Annotated in this window: 1 protein-coding gene; it reads left to right on the top strand. The window is 65.3% G+C overall.

Annotated features, from left to right (window positions below):
• Positions 1–337 (top strand): hypothetical protein (locus tag EGM46_RS14615; RefSeq protein WP_206427605.1); only part of this gene is annotated, 337 nt, incomplete at both ends.

Genomic DNA, 337 nt, shown 5'->3' with positions numbered 1-337 from the left:
GAGCTCACCGTCGAGACCAGCAGCTTCCTCGGCAACCGTGCCGGATCGGGTGCCGCGATCGGAATGCCGGGCGGCGTGGTCGCCACGATCACGTCGTCCACGTTCCACAAGAACTGGGGCACCGCCTCGGGGTACGCGGGGGGTGCGCTTCGCCTGACAGGGAAGACCCAGCTCACCGTCGACCGATCGGTGTTCTCGGAGAACCTGTCGACCACACGAGGCGGTGCGATCGCATTCCACCAGATGGACGGTACGTTGACCATTCGCGACAGCGTATTCGAGGGGAACCGCGTCCCCATCGCCGCAAACAACAACACACTGAACGACGGCGGCGCCA

Source organism: Leucobacter chromiireducens, from assembly GCF_003917135.1.
Taxonomy (GTDB): Bacteria; Actinomycetota; Actinomycetes; order Actinomycetales; family Microbacteriaceae; genus Leucobacter; species Leucobacter chromiireducens_A.
Note: the sequence above shows the minus strand (reverse complement) of the source record. Positions and strands in the feature narration are given on the sequence as shown.